Origin of the sequence: Terriglobus saanensis SP1PR4, from assembly GCF_000179915.2 — a bacterium.
Taxonomy (GTDB): Bacteria; Acidobacteriota; Terriglobia; order Terriglobales; family Acidobacteriaceae; genus Terriglobus; species Terriglobus saanensis.
Genome location: NC_014963.1, coordinates 3,120,663 through 3,136,293, shown reverse-complemented (window position 1 = coordinate 3,136,293; position 15,631 = coordinate 3,120,663). Strand labels below are relative to the sequence as shown.

The window sequence follows — 15,631 nt, the reverse complement described above, 5'->3', positions numbered from 1 at the left end:
AGAACTTGGGCGAAATCATGCCTGAAGGGACCTTTCTTGCTTAACTCTGTCCTCGCTAAAGTCTTTGGTACATCGAACGAACGCGCCGTAAAGAAGCTGCTCCCGATTGTGGAGCAGATCAACGCGCTGGAACCGCAGATCCAGGCTCTCTCGGATGACGCCTTGCGCGGCAAAACCGCCGAATTCCGCGAGCGGATCGCCGCCCGCACGGCCTCCATCGAAGATCTGGAGGAGCGGGTCGCGGAAGAGAAGGTCGTTCTCGACGAGATTCTGCCCGAAGCCTTCGCCGTGGTGCGCGAGGCGGGAAAGCGTGCCGTGGGCATGCGTCACTTCGACGTGCAGATGATCGGCGGTATCGTGCTTCACTCGGGCAAGATCTCCGAGATGAAGACAGGCGAAGGAAAAACTCTCGTCGCCACGCTGCCTTGCTATCTCAACGCGCTCGCCGGTCGCGGCGTACACGTGGTCACGGTCAACGACTATCTGGCCAAGCGCGATGCCGAGTGGATGGGCAAGATCTACGGTTTCCTGGGGATGAACGTCGGCGTCATTGTGCACGATCTCGATGATCGCGAACGCCATGCTGCTTATGCTGCGGATATTACGTACGGAACGAACAACGAGTTCGGCTTCGACTATCTCCGCGACAACATGAAGTTTGAGCTGGGCGAGATGGTGCAGCGTGGGCATTACCACGCCATCGTCGACGAAGTGGATTCGATCCTCATCGACGAGGCCCGTACGCCGCTCATCATCTCTGGACCTACGGACCAGACGACGGACAAGTATGCCCGCGTCAACCTCATCATCCCTGAGCTTGAGCTTGGCGAGCTGACCGAGACGATCGATCAGAAGACCTATACCGGTGACTTCGTTGTGGACGAAAAGGCCCGCGCCATCACGGTGACGGATGAGGGCTGGGAGAAGATCGAAAAACTTCTCGGCATTGGCAACATCGCCGACCCGGAAAACTGGGACCTGAAGCACCACGTCGAGACGGCCATCAAGGCCCATCAGCTTTATAAACGCGACGTGGAGTACGTGGTCAAAGAAGGCGAGATTATCATCGTCGACGAGTTCACGGGCCGCCTGATGCCGGGACGCCGCTGGAGCGATGGTCTGCACCAGGCCGTGGAAGCGAAAGAGGGCGTGGCGATCCGCAAGGAAGACCAGACGCTTGCGACGATTACCTTCCAGAACTACTTCCGTATGTACAAGAAGCTCTCCGGCATGACCGGAACGGCGGAGACGGAAGCGGCCGAGTTCGACAAGATTTATAAGCTCGAAATCGTCGTCATCCCAACGAACCGCCAGATGCTGCGCATCGAAAATGCGGATGTCGTCTACCGAACGGCCAAGGAAAAGTACTTCGCAGTGGCCGACGAAATCACCCGTCTGAATGAGATAAAGCAGCCTGTTCTCGTGGGTACGACTTCCATCGAAAAGAGCGAGCTGCTGAGCGAGATCCTGAAGCGCAAGGGTGTGCGTCACGTCGTTCTGAACGCGAAGTTCCACGAGAAGGAAGCAGAGATCGTAGCGCAGGCGGGACGCCTGGGCATGGTCACGATTGCCACCAATATGGCAGGCCGTGGAACGGATATTCTGCTCGGTGGAAATGCTGAGTTCATGGCTCGGCAGGAGCTGGTAAAGAAGCAGCAGGCGCGCGCGGTCAGTGCAGCGGAGGGAGCCATCTCTCCCGTGGCCGGTCCGGGCATGGTGCGCTTCTACTACCAGAACCAGGAGTTCGAAGTTCCTCAGCCACAGTGGGAAGCCGTGCTGGCGACGCATAGCGCGGCCTGCTCCAAGGACCACGATGCTGTGGTGGCTGCTGGCGGTCTGCACATTCTGGGAACGGAGCGGCATGAGAGCCGCCGCGTCGACAATCAGCTTCGCGGACGTGCGGGACGCCAGGGCGATCCGGGTGCTTCGCGCTTCTACCTTTCGCTGGAAGACGATCTGATGCGCATCTTCGCGCGCGAGTGGGTCTCCACGCTCTTGCAGCGGCTGGGTATGGAAGAGGGCGTACCCATCGAGAGTGGTATGATCTCGCGCCGTATCGAAGCTGCGCAGAAGGCCGTGGAAACGCAGAACTTCGAGAGCCGCAAACACGTTCTTGAGTACGACGACGTGATGAACAAGCAGCGCGAAGCCGTCTACGGTCTGCGCCTGCGTCTTCTGGAGGGTCTCGACCAGAAGCAATTGATCGTCGAGGATTACGTCGCCAACGCCCTCAGTACCATCCTGGAGGAGTTTGCGCCCGAGAAGGCGCATCCCGATGCATGGAAGGTTGAGGAGTTGCGTGCTCGTCTTTTTGAGAACTTCGGAACTGGGATGGAAGAGATCGACTTCTCGTCCCTGAATCGTCACGAACTGGGCGAGGCGATCTACAAGAACCTCGAACAGCGCTATGACGTGAAGGAAGAGATTCTGGGCGCGGAGGGTCTGCGTTATCACGAGCGCATCGTGATGCTCAGCGTACTCGATGGTCTGTGGAAGGACCATCTTCTGGCGATGGACCATCTGAAAGAAGGCATCGGTCTGCGTGGATACGCGCAGCAGGATCCTCTGGTGGCTTACAAGCGCGAGTCTTTCGAGATGTTTGAAGCGATGATGAATCGCTTCCAGGAAGACACGCTGCGAACGCTCTTCCGCATGCAGATTCTCGGGCCGGATGGAACGCCGGTGGAGACGATGGAGCAGATGAATGCGATTCGCAACGCGGTTCCGCCGCCACCCGCTCTTGAGGAAGCAGCAGCACAGCCTGTCCCACTTCCACCCTCGCACGCGGCTTCGACGACCATTGACGCTCTGGAAGCAGAGCTGAAGTGGAAGAAGGAGAAGGAGCTCAACCAGGCGCGTCTGGCTGGCGCCGACAAGGCAGAACCTCTCTCGCAGAGAGTGGCTGGCGAAAAGGTTGGGCGCAACGATCCTTGCCCATGCGGTTCAGGTAAGAAGTTCAAGAAGTGTCACGGAACAGAAGCGTAAGCCGACACTGGCTTTGAGGAGACCGTGCTTACGGGCGCGGTCTTTTTATTTGGAGATGTCGTCCAGAAGCACGTTCGCTTTTGTGGCGAGGGTGCGCGCGCCTTCGAGATCGCCCATCTTCCACGCTTCCTGAGCGCGCTTTACGAAGAGACGAACCCGTTCGACCTGATCTTGATGGTCTTTTTTCATTTCCTCGCTCAATTGGTCGAGCCGCTTCTGCACGGTGTTCAGCAGAGACTCTGCCTCCTGTCGGCCCTGCGTTCCGGCCTCGCCGCCGGTCGTCAACTCTCCGATGGGAGAAGGATCGGCGGAAGTCGCGGGGGAGCTGGGAAGCGCCGGGGTGGCCACGGCGGCAGTTTCGGTGGGGTGCGGTGCGGGCTTTCTGGAACGCTTTGGACGAGGCTTTTGGATTGCGGGGGGCGTGACGGCTACAGGCGCGGGAGCTTCCTGCTTCGGTAGTTCGTCGGTGTGATGGGTAGGCGGTGGAATCGTGACCGTCGCGATCACAGGGGGTGGCGCCGGAGGTAAAGCAGGGACGCGGATTTTCTTGCTGCACCCGGTGGCTGCGAGGCACGCGACGGCCGCTAGAACAAAACTCGCGCGGAGACCGGGTTGAGAGGTGGGGTTCATGCCAGATGGTTGTTCCCTACCAGTTTATGCGCCAGCGGCAGGCGGAGCAGAAACTCTGTGCCTGGATTTGAGGATGCTTCTTGTGGTGTCCTGGAAGTAAACTCCAAAGCTCCACCATGCAGTTGCACAATGCGATAGGTCATCGCCAGGCCGATGCCGCTGCCGCGCACCTTCGTGGTGAAGTAGAGATCGAAGATGCGAGGCCGCGCTTCCACCGGGATTCCATCTCCTTCGTCCTGAATGCTGAGTACAGCCGATTGCTGGTCCACATACAGTGAGAGACGTAGCTCGCCGCCATCTGGCATCGCTTGCACCGCATTGAGGAAGATATTGAGGATCGCCTGACGGATCAAGTCCGCGTCCACGCGGACCGGAAGCCTCGGAGCAGTTGCCGTAAATTGGATCCGAACGTCATTCTGTTCCACCTCCGCGGAGGCGAGATCCAGGACGGAGCGCATCAGGTCGCCCAGATCGTGATCGTGCAGGTGCAGATCGATGGGCCGGGAGAAGTCCGCGAGGGCCTGGACGACGCGGTCCAGCCTCTGCATCTCGGAGGAGAGAATCTCGACATGTCTCAGGGCGGCTTCGCCATTCGACGGCTGCGCCAACTTGCCGCGCAGAAGTTCGAGGTGCACCACCATGGCATTGATGGGGTTCTTGACCTCGTGGCCGACTCCGGCGGTCAAGCGACCGATGGCGGCGAGCCTGCGGGAGACTTCGATCTCGCGCTCGAGTTCCTGCTCTGTTTCGGCATCGTGGAGGGTCAGCAAAGCGCCCAGGCCGCCCGGTTCGCTACCGGTGATGAAATCAATGGAGAGCTCAACGGTGCGTCCGGAGTCCATCTGGATTTCTTCGTCGGCCAACGTCGTTTGGTGCGCAAAAGCCCTTCGGACGGCAAGATCCAGAGCGCTCTGGTTGGCAAAGATCGTTTCTACGCTGGCGTTCAACACCTGCACGCGCTCTAGCGGGAGAAAATTCGAGACTGCTTCCGATGCGATCACGACGCGTCCATCCGAGGTGAAAAGCATCACGCCGTCTTTTAAGGTGTGCAGCATCTTGTTCAGGTTGGACTCGAGGGCGATGTGCTGCTGCTCCGAGCTTTCGAGTTGGCGTCCGAGACGGTCGATGGTAGCCGCGACGCGGACGACCGCATCTTTCGGAATTCCCTCCGCCTCCGGATCTCTTTGGTGGGTGGCACGAAGGGTCAGATCTTCGAGCTGCCGGCTGATCTGTTCAATGGGACGCAACGCGGCTGTGGAGAGAAGCGCCGCAGCGACGATACAGCCAAGGATGGCGACGGCGGAGAAGAGAATCGCGGCGCGCAGCAATGGAACGTAAGCGTTACGGAGGAGCGAGGAGCGGACGCCGACATGAATAGTAAGGAAGGGACTTCCATTTCGATCCAACGAGAGAGGCAGATCCAGGACCTGGGCTGGCCCAAAGACGATCCTCGCCTGCTGCATCATGCCCGCCTGATGCGCGGCTGAAAGCAAAGTGCGGTACGGCGCGGACTGGTTGAGCAGTACCGGATCGGTCGAAGTCAGCACGGCGCGATTGGCGTTGGTAATGAAGACGTCCTGCACGGCCGGCGAGTAGCGGACGATCGACTCCATGAGGCTCTTCAAGGCTTCATCGGAGCGCAACGCATCCGCAACAGCCAGATGAAAGGCTTCGTCTCCCGGCGCGGACGGCGGATTCTTGCGCAGGCCATTCTCAATCGCCTGACGAGTCGACAGGAGAACCTGATGCGCCAGGACATCGTTGGCGTCCGCCGTCTGCTCTAGCCGCTGACGCAGTAGTTCGCCCAGAAAGAGCACGGAAAGGACGAGCACCAGGGCGAAGGTGAGGGCGGTGGTGACCAGGACAAGTTTGGTGCGCAGCCGCATGGCGGTTTATTCCCCGTTCGCTGAATCTGCTGCGTATTCTTTGAGTTTGTTTTGCAGGGTCTTCGAGCTGATACCGAGGATCTCTGCAGCCCGCGTTTTATTGTTGTGCGTGGATTCCAGTGTTTTGAGAATTAGCTGCTTCTCCGCCTCGTCCACAGTGGTGCCCACTTCGACGCGGACGATGTTTTCTTCCATGGCCGGGCTGGTCATCTCAGAGAGATGCACGTTATGAGCAGGCGCGAAGCCGGCTTCTCCAAAGTGCGGCGGCAGATGTTCCACGCCAAGCGGGCCTGAATGCGCAAGAATGACCGCACGCTCGATCGTGTTGCGCAGTTCCCGTGCGTTGCCGGGCCAGCCGTAGGCGGAGAGGCGGCGAAGAAGGTCCGGCCTGAAGTCCGAAACGGTGCATCCGTGCCGAGCATTCATTTCGGACATCATGGCCTGAGCCATTTCGGGAATGTCTTCGGCGTGGTCGCGCAGAGCGGGCATCTCCAGATTGAAGACGTTGAGACGGTAATAAAGGTCGCCGCGCAGATCTCCGGCACGAACGGCGGCCTCGGGGTCTTTGTTCGTCGCGGCGATCACACGGACGTCCACGGCGGTTTCGGACTTGCTGCCCAGGCGGCGAAGCTTTCGGTCTTCCAGGACACGGAGCAGCTTGGCTTGTGTGGCTGCAGGCATTTCGCCGATTTCGTCGAGTAGAAGCGTGCCTTCTTCGGCGAGTTCGAAGCATCCGGCGCGTCGTTCGATCGCGCCGGTGAACGCGCCTTTCTCATGGCCGAAGATCTCGCTTTCGATCAGGGTTTCGGGGATGGCGGCGCAGTTCACGGCGACGAAGGGCTTGTTTTTGCGGCCACTGAGGTCGTGGAGAGCGCGCGCGGCAAGCTCTTTGCCGGTGCCGCTTTCGCCGGTGATGAGGACGGAGACATTGGAGGAGGCGATGCGTTCGATGAGCGAAAAGACACCCTGCATGGCCTTGGAGTGGCCGACCATTGCGCCGAGGACACCGGTCTCCTGCACGGATTTGCGCGTCTCGACGATCTCGGTTTGGACGGATTTCTGGTTACGCGCGCTGTGCAGGATGGCGCGGAGGCGAACCGGATCCACGGGCTTTTGGATGTAGTCGTAGGCACCCAGACGCATCGCTTCGACGGCGCTGTCAATGGAGCCCTGCGCGGTAAGGACGACGGTGGCTATCATTTCCGGGAGTTCCGTAATCCGGCCGAGCAGTTCGAGGCCGTCCATGCGCGGCATCTTCATATCGGTCACAACGATGTCGGGGGACCACTGATGTACGCGGTCGAGACCCTCGACCCCGTCTGCGGCCGTGTTCGTGCGATATCCCCAGGATGCGATCAACTCCGCGAGACCTGTTCGTGCGTTCGGCTCGTCCTCTACCACGAGGACCTTGGCTCCATCCAACTTGATTTCCATCCTTGCTCTATCGTCCTCTTAGTAGGATGCACCAGAAAGTCCTCAGTTTGCGTATTCTAGGCATATGCTGGATTTTGAAACATCGGTAGCGCAGGTGAAGGCAAGGCTGGATGCGGGCGATTCGATCGTTCTGTTGGACGTGCGGGAGTCCTGGGAGATTGAGACGGCAAGCATTGCGGGAACGCTAAATATTCCCATGGGCGATCTTCCCGCCCGCGCCAACAACGATCTGGACCCTGACGGCGAAATCGTTGTTCTCTGCCACCACGGTGCGAGATCGCTGAATGTGACGGCGTGGCTGCGCAATCAGGGCTTTGAGCGAACGCAATCCATGGCTGGTGGCATCGAGCAGTGGTCGCGCGAGATCGATCCCACAGTCCCACGGTATTAACACGCGTTATTGAACTTTATTCCGCAATTGAGATAAAACGCAGACGGACATAATCCGCCGTCCATGCGCCGTCGCTGTCCCGGAGGACGTGGGCAAGCAGTTCCGTTACTTCATGCAGGACGTCGCTTTTGTCCGAGGGAGCGAGCAGATCCAGGACACCGTTGCGGAACGTGGTGAGCCATGACTCCATGCCGTTAGGCAAGGGCGTAGGCCGCGGGATGAGTTCCATTCTTTCGACACGGAAGCCAGCATCCGCGAGCAGCGCGCCGTAGGCCTTCGGTGAGGGATAAAAGGAGTCCGCCTGCGTTTCGGCGTCGATTCCGTACCGCTTCAGGACAGATTGCAGAGCGACGCGGATGGAGGCGATGTTTCCGATTCCACCCATCTCTGCAACAAAACGGCCTCCGGGAACCAGCGCACGATGCACCCCCTGCAGCAGGGCGGGCTGACCGGTCTTGTGGATCCAATGGAGTGCGGCGTTGGAAAAGACGGCATCGAAGGCGTTTTCGAAGGCGAGTTCCGTTGCCTTGCGCTCTACGACATTCAGGCCCAGAGAATGGGCAGCCGCGAGCATGGCTGGAGAACTGTCCACACCGGTCAGGATCGCGCCGGTGGCAGCGAGGCGCTGGGTGAGGACACCATCGCCGCAGCCGAGATCCAGGATGCGTTCGCCGGGTTTGGGATCAAGCCAATCCACCACACCGAAGGCCATGTCGGCTACGAATCGTCCGTTGGCGGCGTAGGCTGTGGTGTTCCATGCCTGTCCTGTTTGCTTCTGCTGCGTCGACTGCGTCATATTCAGATTGTCGGCGTCTTACATGGTGCGCCGCAATCAAGATTAGAAGTTTGCATGGGACGGTAACGATGAGCAATAACAGCGCACTTGAGTTTGCAACAGAGAATGGCGCGCGATTCGTCGACGAGTTGAAGGCGTTACTGCGGATTCCTTCTGTTTCGACGTCGCCTGAGCATAAAGATGATGTTCGCCGAGCGGCGGAGTTCGTCGCGGCGGAGTTGAAGCGGATCGGCATGGACCATGTGCGTCTGATCGAGACGGATGGGCATCCTTTGGTTTATGCGGACCATCTCCACGCTGTCGGGAAGCCGACGGTGCTCTGCTACGGACACTACGATGTGCAGCCCGCAGAGCCCTTGGAGGAATGGATCTCTCCTCCCTTTGAACCCACCGAGCGTGATGGCAATCTTTACGCGCGCGGAGCGGTCGACGACAAGGGACAGATGTGGATGCACGTGAAGGCGCTGGAGTCTCTCCTGACGGCGCATGGCGGCGTTCTTCCGGCTAACGTACGGGTCATCGTCGAAGGCGAAGAAGAGGTCGGAGGGGAGGGCATTGCCGCGTTCGTCAAGGAGCATGGGGATGCGCTGCAATCGGATGTGGCTCTGGTGAGCGATACCGAGATGTTTGCGCCCGGCCTGCCCACGCTCTGTGTCGGCCTGCGCGGCATGATTTATACCGAGATCGAAGTCCGTGGCGCGCGGACCGACCTGCATTCCGGCATGTATGGCGGTGCTGCGCCGAACCCGTTCTTTGCCCTGACGCAGATCATCGCGCAACTTAAAGATGCCGACGGCAGAATCCTGATTCCGCATTTTGCCGACGAACTTCAGGCCCCTACAGAAGATGAGCTCAAGGCGTGGAAGTCGCTTCCGTTCGACGAAGAGCACTACCGCGAAACGGAAGTAGGTTCGTCTGACCTGACCGGCGAGCCGGGATTCAGTGTCCTGGAGCGCACGTGGGCCAGACCGACGCTCGAAGTACACGGGATGCCGGGTGGGTTTATTGGCGCAGGAGCAAAGACGGTTATCCCGGCGAAGGCAGTCGCGAAGGTTTCGATGCGGTTGGTGCCCGACATGATGCCGCAGAAGAGCTTCGAGCGGTTCAGGGATTACGTGCTCTCGCTTGTGCCCAAGGGTGTTTCTGTTGAGGTTCGGTTGATTCACTCCGGCGATCCCATTGTGATCAGCACCGATAATCCATACGTTCGTGCGGCAACGGACGCGATGCAGTCGGTTTTCGGAAAAGACACGGTGTTTGTGCGCTCGGGAGGGTCAATCCCGATTGTCGGCGACTTTGAGCGTCATCTCAAAATCCCGACGCTCATGATGGGCTTTGGCCTACCGGATGACAATCTGCACGCTCCGAACGAAAAATTCCATCTTCAAAATTTCCACGACGGCATCCAGTCCATCATCCGTTTCTTTCAGAATGTGGCCTGATGGTCGGGGGATTCGTACTCGCGGGCGGGGCCAGTTCACGCATGGGGCAAGACAAGTCCATGCTGAAGCTCCATGGCCGCTCGCTGTTGGAGATCGCGGTAGAGAAGACGCGCGAGGTTTGCGGGAATGTCGCTGTCCTGTGCGGGCCCGATCCTTCTCGTACGCAGGGCCTGGCAGAAGCGGTGATGGATCTACACGGGGAATGCGGTCCTCTGGGAGGGATTGAGGCCGCGTTGGCTAAGACCACGTTCGATTGGAATTTATTTCTTCCGGTCGATACACCGTTGCTTCCTGAAGAGCTATTGAGCGCCTGGGTCCGTGAGGCTTGCAGTGAGGGAATGGTCGCTTCCATTCTTTCAATCGAAGGCAAGTGGCATCCACTACCCCTCCTGCTGCATAAAAGCGCGTTGGAGTCGATTCAAGCTTCCATCGCTGCGGGACGATTCAGGCTAAGAACTGCTTTGACCGATGCCGCTTCGGCGACTGCTCAGAGGCTGGAGGAGGCTGAGGTTTCTACGCTGCTTCGCCGAGTAGTATCCTCTGACGAACTTGCAGAGTGGTTCGCCAACGCCAATACTCCAGAAGAGTTCCAATGCATGGAGTCGGGCATAAGGCCTGCTTCTGCCGCAAGTAGAGACAAAGTGAGCCAAACCGCATCCTATAGAGATAACCATGACTGATCCAAATGAAGAGATAGAAAAGCAGAATGTAGAAAAGCGGAGCCAAGTGGATACTCACACTCCTGCGGAAAAGCTGGCGGACGTCTCCTTGGACCCCGAAATTCGCTCCGATAATGAGACGAAAGGGATTCCGGAGGCCGAGTCGTCGCTCACGTCGGATGTTTCCGAAGATGTTGCGCCTGCGGTGGAAGAGTTCATGGCCGTGGCCGCTGAACAAAATGAGGCCGCAGCGGAGGAGATTGCCGCCCAGGATAATAACGTCGAGGTGGCGCCGTATATCTCCTTTGAGGATGTCTCCAAGGCCTTCGGCGATTTGAAGGTGTTGGAGGGCGTGAGCTTCTTTGTGAAGCCTGGCGAGACGCTCTGCATCCTGGGTCGTTCAGGTGTGGGCAAATCTGTTTCGTTGCAGATGCTTATGGGTTTTTTGAAAGCCGACAGCGGCAGGATCCGCGTCGCCGGAGAAGACATCTGTGCCTTCAACGAGAAGCAGATGCAGGAGATTCGGAAGAAAGTCACCATGGTTTTTCAGAATGGGGCTTTGTTTGACTCCATTACCGTTGGTGAGAATGTGGCCTTCCCACTTCGGGAAAAAGGCGAGTTAGACGAAGAACAGATGCGACAGATCGTGAAGGGGCTGCTAGAAATGGTGGGAGTCGCCGGTATGGACGACCTTCTGCCCTCGGACCTTTCGACCGGTATGAAGCGCTCTGTGGCGATCGCCCGTGCGCTGGCCTCCCAACCCGAGGCGGTGCTTTACGACGAACCGACGACGATGGTGGATCCCCTGATGGCGCACCTGCTTGGAAACCTCATCATGCGTCTGAAAGATCAGCTTCACCTTACGAGCATCGTCGTGACGCACGATATGCGGCTCGCGGAGAAGCTCGCTGATCGCATCTTCTTTTTGCACGAAGGCAAGGCCGTGTTCTTTGGGACGATGGAAGAGATGCGGAAGTCCAAAGACCCGATTGTGCAAGAATTTTTAGATTTAGATGACCTGGTACTTCCGGTTTGAAAAGGGCCAGAATCTCAAGAATCTCAAGGCTTCTCGGATACACTTGAGGATGAAAGTATTGCCTTTATTTTGCTTCTTTGATTGCAATTCTCTGCGCGCCGGCTTCATGGAAAAATTTCGACACAACGGGTGAAAACGCGTTGTGTCCCTCACTGAGTCCAAGGAAAAACTTATCTCAGAATATGCCGAAGGTCGCTTGATATCTGGGGAAGGGCGTGCAGGTTCCCTGCAGCGCGCCAAGGGGCATGCCTCAAACGAAAACTGGAAGCTGTCGATCACAGGGATGGCGTGGGCTGCTCTGGATGTTTTGACGGCGGTTTTTGCTGCCTATCTTGCCCTGCGTTACAGGACGGTCATGGTTCGAGATCATGCCGGATCTTTGACCGTGATTGTTGCGGGCGGCGTGCGCATGTTTGCGCTCTCGATGGGCTGGTTTGCCGTCTGCCTCGTATTTTTTAGCCATTCCTATGGCCTCTATGGTTCTATTGAGGGACGAAGCGGTTTGCATGAGCAGCGCATGACGCTGCAGGCGACTGCGGTTGCCGGGCTTCTTCTTTGCGGCACGCTTTTTCTTACGCGCGCACAGATGGAATCGCGGATGGTTGTACTGCTGACGATCATCTTCACGATGATCATCCTCTGCGTGCGTCGAGCCATCTGGCGCAGCATGGTCTATGCCCGCTACCGTGAGGGCATTGATACCCGTAATATTCTGATCGTGGGCTCTGGAAGTGTTGCGCGCGCCTTGCGCAATCATCTGGAATCGCGGCGGCATCTGGGTTTTCGCTTCCGAGGCTTCATCGGTCTCAATGAGCAGGAGAGCAACTCCGGCGATCCCGACGTGATTGGCGATCTTCCCAACTGTCTTTCGCTTGCTCGCGGACTTTTCGTGGACGAGATCTTCTTTTCCGTTCCTGCGGAGCGCGCCCAGGTGATCAGACTGGTGGAAGAGGCTCGGACCTTCAAGATCGACGTTCGCGTGATTCCAGATCTCTACGACGGTCTGGCGTGGAATGCGCCCGTCGAATACGTCGGGCAGTTTCCCACGATTCCACTCCATCGCGGCGAGTTCCCTATCGGTTCGTTCATGCTGAAGCGGATGCTCGACTTGGCCATTTCGCTTGTGGGTCTCGTGTTCCTCGCGCCCTTGTTTCTCATCCTGGCTGCGGTGGTCGCTCTGGATTCCAAAGGACCGATCTTTTACAGCGCGAAGCGCATTGGCCGTAAAGGACGGAGCTTCAACTGCTTCAAATTTCGGACGATGGTGCAGAATGCCGATGCTCTGAAGGCGCAGCTTGCAGGCCAAAACGAACGGGATGGCGTTCTCTTCAAGATGAGCAACGATCCTCGCGTGACGCGAGTAGGTCGCTTTCTGCGGAAGTACTCTCTCGACGAGCTGCCGCAGCTTTGGAACATTGTGCGGGGCGATATGAGCCTGGTCGGACCACGTCCACCCATGGCTGCTGAGGTGGAGCAGTATGCTCTGGATCATCTCCGCCGTCTGGATGTTCTGCCCGGCCTGACGGGCCTCTGGCAGGTTGAGGCGCGTCAGGATCCATCCTTCGATAGCTATATTTCTCTCGACACGGCTTATGTCGAAAACTGGAGCCTGTGGCTGGACTTGAAGATCCTGCTGCGGACAGTCAGCGTCGTCTTCGGTGGTACGGGGACTTAATTTGGCAAGCTTGGCCGCGATACACTGACTGAGTGAAGATTGCGCTGGCGCAGATCAATCCAACTGTAGGCGATTTCGCCGGAAATGTTTCCGTGATCCTGGATTTTGCGCTGCGGGCAAGCCGACTTGGCGCTGAGCTGGTGATCTTCCCGGAGCTCGCTGTATGCGGCTACCCTCCCGCTGATCTGATTGAGAAGAAGACTTTTCTTGAAGCCGCGCAGGAGGCCCTTGCGCAGGTGGCTGCCTCGACGGAGAAGAATGGTCTGGCAATCCTTTGCGGATCGGTTCTCCACTCGGGTGCCGTGCCGGGGAAAACGGCGCGTAATGTTGCGGCTTTGTGTCAGCGTGGCAAGGTGAGCTTTATTCAGCAGAAGATGCTGCTGCCCTTCTACGATGTCTTCGACGAGCAGAGGTACTTTGAACCAGCAGTGTCGCAGTCTTTAATTGAGATCAATGGCGTCAACGTGGCGATTTCCATCTGCGAAGATGCATGGAACGACAAGGGGTTCTGGCCGAATCGGCTGTATGCCTCGGATCCAATCGAACGCCTAATGAGCAGCGCCGAAGAGGGCAATGCACCCAGACTTCTGCTGAATATTTCCGCATCGCCTTTCTGGCGTGGGAAGCTGACGACGCGGCGGAAGATGCTCGCCGCCTTGGCGCAGAGGTATGGCGCGGTGGTGGCCATGGTGAACCAGGTGGGCGGCAACGATAGCCTGGTCTTTGACGGTAGCTCCTTCGCCGTGGCTCCTGATGGTCGTTTGCTGGCGCAGGCGAAGTCCTTCGAAGAAGATCTGATTCTCTTTGATACTTCTTCGGCGGAGCGCGTGGACTCCACCGCTGAGGCTGACGATACGGCGCAGCTTTGGGATGCGCTTGTTTTGGGTACGCGGGACTATGTGCGGAAGTGCGGTTTCAAAAAAGCGATTGTGGGGCTGAGCGGAGGCATTGACTCGGCGGTCGTCGCTGCGATCGCTGTGGATGCTCTGGGTGCGGAGAACGTGAAGGGGATCGGCATGCCGAGCGAGTACTCCTCCAGCGGTTCGGTGGAGGACGCGCGCGCTCTCGCGGAGAACCTCGGTATTGCGTTCGACCTCTTTGCGATTCGTTCGATTTACGACAGCTTTACGCTGGCTCTGGCACCCTCATTTCAAGGCACGCCTTTTGGTTTAGCAGAAGAGAACCTGCAACCACGTATCCGTGGCACCCTGCTGATGGCACTTTCGAATAAGACGGGCGCGCTGGTTTTGACCACGGGCAATAAGAGCGAAATGGCCGTTGGGTACTGCACGCTTTATGGAGATATGGTGGGCGCGCTGGCGGTCATTGGCGACGTGGTGAAGATGCGTGTCTACGATCTGGCGCGTTACGCCAACCGCAAGCGCGCGGTTATACCCGCCGATACGTTGACCAAGCCTCCGTCGGCCGAACTCCGCCCAGACCAGAAGGACACGGATTCTCTGCCGCCGTATGAAGTACTGGATCCGATTGTGGAAGCTTACGTGGAGCGTTATGAATCGGTGGGGCAGATTGCGGAGACGCAGGGCGTCAACGCAGAGCTCGTTCGCCATGTAGTGCAACTCATCGAACGCAGCGAGTACAAGCGTCAGCAGGCGGCCCCGGTTCTCAAAGTTACGCAAAAGTCGTTCGGTCCGGGAAGAAGATTTCCGATTGCTGCAAAAGTTCAGATCTAAGCCATGCGCATCGTTCTATCAGCGCGAGAGGGAATTACTATGCCGTCGTTCGTTATGAAAGCAGCTGCACGCCTTTTTTTCTTTTGTACCCTCTCTGCTGCCTCTGTTCTGGCACAGGCCCCGGCTGCCGCCGCGCCTGCGGACCCGCTTCCCGCTGCAAATCCGCGCTTCTTCGATGCGTCTACGCCTACGGTCGATACGGTGAATGCCTTTCTGAAAGCGATCTGGGGATACGATGTCAACCGCATCTATCGGGTGATGGCGATCCAGAAGACCGCGGCACCGAATATTGCGAAGGTTACGGTCTTTGTGACCGATCCGAGTCCGGGAGCGAAGGTGCAGACGATGCAGTTCTTTGTGACACCGGATGGTAAGCACGCTATTTCGGATGCTGTCTTCGACTTTGGCGAGAAGCCCTTCGCTGCGACGCGCGCAATGCTGACGGCGCGCGCTGACGGGCCCGCACGTGGCGCAGCGGGTAAGGAGTTGCTTCTGGTTGAGTTCGCCGACATGCAGTGCCCGCACTGCAAAGACGCGCAGGCGACGATGGACGACCTGGTTCGGGACTTTCCGAAGGCTCGCGTTGTCTATCAGAACTTTCCTCTGACCGAGATTCATCCCTTCGCGGCGCAGGCGGCTTCGTATGGCAATTGCATCGCAGACAAGAGCCCGTCTGCGTTCTATGTCTATCTGAAAGATGTCTTCGACCATCAGGAGGCGCTCAATCCTGAAGCCGGGGAAGCTACGCTCAAGAATGCTGTGACGAAAGCGGGCCAGGATCCTGCTGCGATTGCCGCGTGTGCGGCGACGCCTGCGGCCAAGAAGCGGATCGAAACTCAGATTGCGCTGGCGAACGATGCCGGCGTGATGGAGACTCCGATGCTTTCGGTCAATGGGCACCTTCTGCCGATTGGTTCGATTCCTTATGAGACGCTGAAGCAGATTATTGTTTTTCAGGCTACGCAGGATGGTATCGCGCTTAAATAGGTTGGTGATTGAGGAG

The 15,631-nt window shown here is 58.1% G+C and carries 12 protein-coding genes; 8 read left to right on the top strand and 4 right to left on the bottom strand.

Annotated elements, in window-relative coordinates:
- The first annotated feature begins 36 nt into the window (after positions 1 to 36).
- Positions 37 to 2,985 (top strand): preprotein translocase subunit SecA, encoded by a 2,949-nt coding sequence (secA, locus tag ACIPR4_RS12755; RefSeq protein ID WP_013569073.1) that lies wholly within the window; start codon positions 37 to 39, stop codon positions 2,983 to 2,985.
- A gap of 45 nt (positions 2,986 to 3,030) precedes the next feature.
- On the opposite strand, the gene ACIPR4_RS12750 is transcribed toward secA, so the two are convergent.
- The 3 genes from ACIPR4_RS12750 to ACIPR4_RS12740 are packed head-to-tail and all read right to left on the bottom strand — an operon-like array spanning position 3,031 to position 6,935.
- On the bottom strand, positions 3,031 to 3,615 hold the full coding sequence (locus tag ACIPR4_RS12750; protein WP_013569072.1) for a lipoprotein: 585 nt from the start codon (positions 3,613 to 3,615) through the stop codon (positions 3,031 to 3,033).
- Positions 3,612 to 5,501: a sensor histidine kinase gene (locus ACIPR4_RS12745; protein WP_013569071.1), complete on the bottom strand. Its 1,890-nt coding sequence runs from the start codon at positions 5,499 to 5,501 to the stop codon at positions 3,612 to 3,614. Before ACIPR4_RS12745 ends, ACIPR4_RS12750 begins: the two co-directional genes overlap by 4 nt.
- Before the next feature lie 6 nt (positions 5,502 to 5,507).
- A complete protein-coding gene (locus tag ACIPR4_RS12740) occupies positions 5,508 to 6,935 on the bottom strand; it encodes a sigma-54-dependent transcriptional regulator (RefSeq protein ID WP_013569070.1) in 1,428 nt (475 codons plus the stop codon).
- Between the two features lie 64 nt (positions 6,936 to 6,999).
- On the opposite strand from ACIPR4_RS12740, the gene ACIPR4_RS12735 reads away from it, so the two are divergent.
- Positions 7,000 to 7,326: a rhodanese-like domain-containing protein gene (locus tag ACIPR4_RS12735; RefSeq protein WP_013569069.1), complete on the top strand. Its 327-nt coding sequence runs from the start codon at positions 7,000 to 7,002 to the stop codon at positions 7,324 to 7,326.
- 16 nt (positions 7,327 to 7,342) lie between these two features.
- On the opposite strand, the gene ACIPR4_RS12730 is transcribed toward ACIPR4_RS12735, so the two are convergent.
- A complete protein-coding gene (locus ACIPR4_RS12730; protein WP_013569068.1) occupies positions 7,343 to 8,122 on the bottom strand; it encodes a methyltransferase domain-containing protein in 780 nt (259 codons plus the stop codon).
- Positions 8,123 to 8,190: 68 nt separating this feature from the next.
- Between ACIPR4_RS12730 and ACIPR4_RS12725 the strand changes: the two genes are divergently transcribed.
- The 6 genes from ACIPR4_RS12725 to ACIPR4_RS12700 all read left to right on the top strand — a co-directional run bounded on the left by ACIPR4_RS12725 (position 8,191) and on the right by ACIPR4_RS12700 (position 15,615).
- A complete protein-coding gene (locus tag ACIPR4_RS12725; RefSeq protein WP_013569067.1) occupies positions 8,191 to 9,564 on the top strand; it encodes a dipeptidase in 1,374 nt (457 codons plus the stop codon).
- Positions 9,564 to 10,244 carry a molybdenum cofactor guanylyltransferase gene (gene mobA / locus ACIPR4_RS21695; RefSeq protein WP_013569066.1) on the top strand — a complete coding sequence of 227 codons (681 nt, stop codon included), beginning with the start codon at positions 9,564 to 9,566 and terminating at the stop codon, positions 10,242 to 10,244. Before ACIPR4_RS12725 ends, mobA begins: the two co-directional genes overlap by 1 nt.
- Positions 10,237 to 11,259: an ABC transporter ATP-binding protein gene (locus ACIPR4_RS12715; protein WP_013569065.1), complete on the top strand. Its 1,023-nt coding sequence runs from the start codon at positions 10,237 to 10,239 to the stop codon at positions 11,257 to 11,259. The genes mobA and ACIPR4_RS12715 overlap by 8 nt, the downstream gene beginning before the upstream one ends.
- Before the next feature lie 196 nt (positions 11,260 to 11,455).
- On the top strand, positions 11,456 to 12,934 hold the full coding sequence (locus tag ACIPR4_RS12710) for a sugar transferase (RefSeq protein ID WP_245536323.1): 1,479 nt from the start codon (positions 11,456 to 11,458) through the stop codon (positions 12,932 to 12,934).
- A 32-nt stretch (positions 12,935 to 12,966) separates the two neighbouring features.
- Positions 12,967 to 14,628 carry an NAD+ synthase gene (locus tag ACIPR4_RS12705; protein WP_013569063.1) on the top strand — a complete coding sequence of 554 codons (1,662 nt, stop codon included), beginning with the start codon at positions 12,967 to 12,969 and terminating at the stop codon, positions 14,626 to 14,628.
- A gap of 39 nt (positions 14,629 to 14,667) precedes the next feature.
- Positions 14,668 to 15,615 carry a thioredoxin domain-containing protein gene (locus ACIPR4_RS12700; protein ID WP_013569062.1) on the top strand — a complete coding sequence of 316 codons (948 nt, stop codon included), beginning with the start codon at positions 14,668 to 14,670 and terminating at the stop codon, positions 15,613 to 15,615.
- The last annotated feature ends 16 nt before the right edge of the window (positions 15,616 to 15,631 follow it).

Excerpts from the sequence above, each read along its gene's own strand:
- ACIPR4_RS12750 (WP_013569072.1), bottom strand. The coding sequence starts at position 3,615 with ATGAACCCCACCTCTCAACCCGGTCTCCGCGCGAGTTTTGTTCTAGCG.
- ACIPR4_RS12745 (WP_013569071.1), bottom strand. The coding sequence starts at position 5,501 with ATGCGGCTGCGCACCAAACTTGTCCTGGTCACCACCGCCCTCACCTTC.
- ACIPR4_RS12740 (WP_013569070.1), bottom strand. The coding sequence starts at position 6,935 with ATGGAAATCAAGTTGGATGGAGCCAAGGTCCTCGTGGTAGAGGACGAG.
- ACIPR4_RS12735 (WP_013569069.1), top strand. The coding sequence starts at position 7,000 with ATGCTGGATTTTGAAACATCGGTAGCGCAGGTGAAGGCAAGGCTGGAT.
- ACIPR4_RS12730 (WP_013569068.1), bottom strand. The coding sequence starts at position 8,122 with ATGACGCAGTCGACGCAGCAGAAGCAAACAGGACAGGCATGGAACACC.
- ACIPR4_RS12725 (WP_013569067.1), top strand. The coding sequence starts at position 8,191 with ATGAGCAATAACAGCGCACTTGAGTTTGCAACAGAGAATGGCGCGCGA.
- mobA (WP_013569066.1), top strand. The coding sequence starts at position 9,564 with ATGGTCGGGGGATTCGTACTCGCGGGCGGGGCCAGTTCACGCATGGGG.
- ACIPR4_RS12715 (WP_013569065.1), top strand. The coding sequence starts at position 10,237 with ATGACTGATCCAAATGAAGAGATAGAAAAGCAGAATGTAGAAAAGCGG.
- ACIPR4_RS12700 (WP_013569062.1), top strand. The coding sequence starts at position 14,668 with ATGCCGTCGTTCGTTATGAAAGCAGCTGCACGCCTTTTTTTCTTTTGT.